Source organism: Microbacterium sp. zg.Y909, assembly GCF_024626565.1.
In genome coordinates this window covers 1-1,271 of the sequence record NZ_JANJFJ010000658.1, presented here as the reverse complement: position 1 = coordinate 1,271, position 1,271 = coordinate 1, and the positions used below count along the sequence as shown (strand labels likewise).

2 protein-coding genes are annotated in these 1,271 nt (G+C 63.7%); both read left to right on the top strand.

From position 1 onward, the window contains the following. Positions 1 to 441 precede the first annotated feature (441 nt). Entirely contained in the window at positions 442 to 675 is a 234-nt protein-coding gene (nrdH, locus tag NQ160_RS23880) for a glutaredoxin-like protein NrdH (protein WP_257496167.1), read from the top strand. Positions 676 to 726: 51 nt separating this feature from the next. Next, positions 727 to 1,158 (top strand): class Ib ribonucleoside-diphosphate reductase assembly flavoprotein NrdI, encoded by a 432-nt coding sequence (gene nrdI / locus NQ160_RS23875; RefSeq protein ID WP_257517468.1) that lies wholly within the window; start codon positions 727 to 729, stop codon positions 1,156 to 1,158. Positions 1,159 to 1,271 lie beyond the last annotated feature (113 nt).

Sequence of the window (1,271 nt, the reverse complement as noted above, 5' to 3'; positions counted from 1 at the left end):
GCCAGGCTCGTCATGCCGTTGGGGAAGCGCGCCGTCAGCTGCGCCGCCATGATGCGCGCCACGCCCGGACTGCGCAGAAGGTCCCGATATCCCGCCACGTGTATCCACGCTACCGGGACCCGCGGCGACACGCCGGGGCGGCGAGTCCACAGGATGTTCAGTGTCGGAGGGGGTCCGTAGCGTGGTGCCTGTGGATGGATCTGCCGCGGCGGGGCGAGACCCGCGTGATTCAGCGGCTGGATCCGCCTCGACGAAGATGGCGTCCTGTGGATGAAACGGTGGACAACATGTGTTGTACATGGGGAGAGCGGTGGAAAACTACACGGATGTAACTACTATCCCTAGTGGTGCTTCGGAACGTCGGCACCCATATGTAGTATTGGACTCCCGGCACGGTGAGGTCGGGCACAGCGAAGACTTTTGAAGGGGAACACACTCGACATGGCCATCACGGTTTACACGAAGCCCTCCTGTGTCCAGTGCAACGCGACCTACCGCGCACTGGACTCGAAGGGCATCGAATACGAAGTTCTCGACGTCTCTGAGGATGCCGCAGCGCTCGAGCACGTGAAGTCGCTCGGCTACCTGCAGGCTCCGGTCGTCGTCACCGACGAGGACCACTGGTCGGGCTTCCGTCCCGACAAGATCAACGAGCTCGCGTCGCGCCTGGCCTGATCTCGACCTGCCGCACGGGCGGCGGGTCACTCGATACGGGAAGGAGTTGATGTGCTGACGGCAACGCAGGCACCTCTGCTCGTGTACTTCTCGAGTGTCTCCGGCAACACCGCGCGGTTCATCGAGAAGCTCGGGATGCGCGCCGTGCGCATCCCCGTTCACGCGAACGACGCGCCGCCGCAGGTCGACGAGCCCTTCGTCTTGGTCACCCCCACCTACGGGGGCGGCCAGGGGCGGGGCGAGGAGAAGGGCGCCGTTCCCAAGCAGGTGATCCGGTTTCTCAACGACGAGAAGAACCGACGCCTCATCCGCGGAGTCATCTCCGCGGGCAACACCAACTTCGGCGCGGCCTTCTGCCTCGCCGGTGACATCATCAGCCGCAAGTGCAACGTGCCGCACCTGTATCGGCTCGAACTTTTCGGCACGCCAGAAGACGTCGATCGCGTGAGCGAAGGACTGGAGCAATGGTGGAATCAGCACTGACCGACATGGGTTTCAAGAGCGAGGCGCGATTCGAGGGCATGGACTACCACGCCCTCAACGCGATGCTCAACCTCTACGGCCCGGACGGCAAGATCCAGTTCGACGCCGACAAG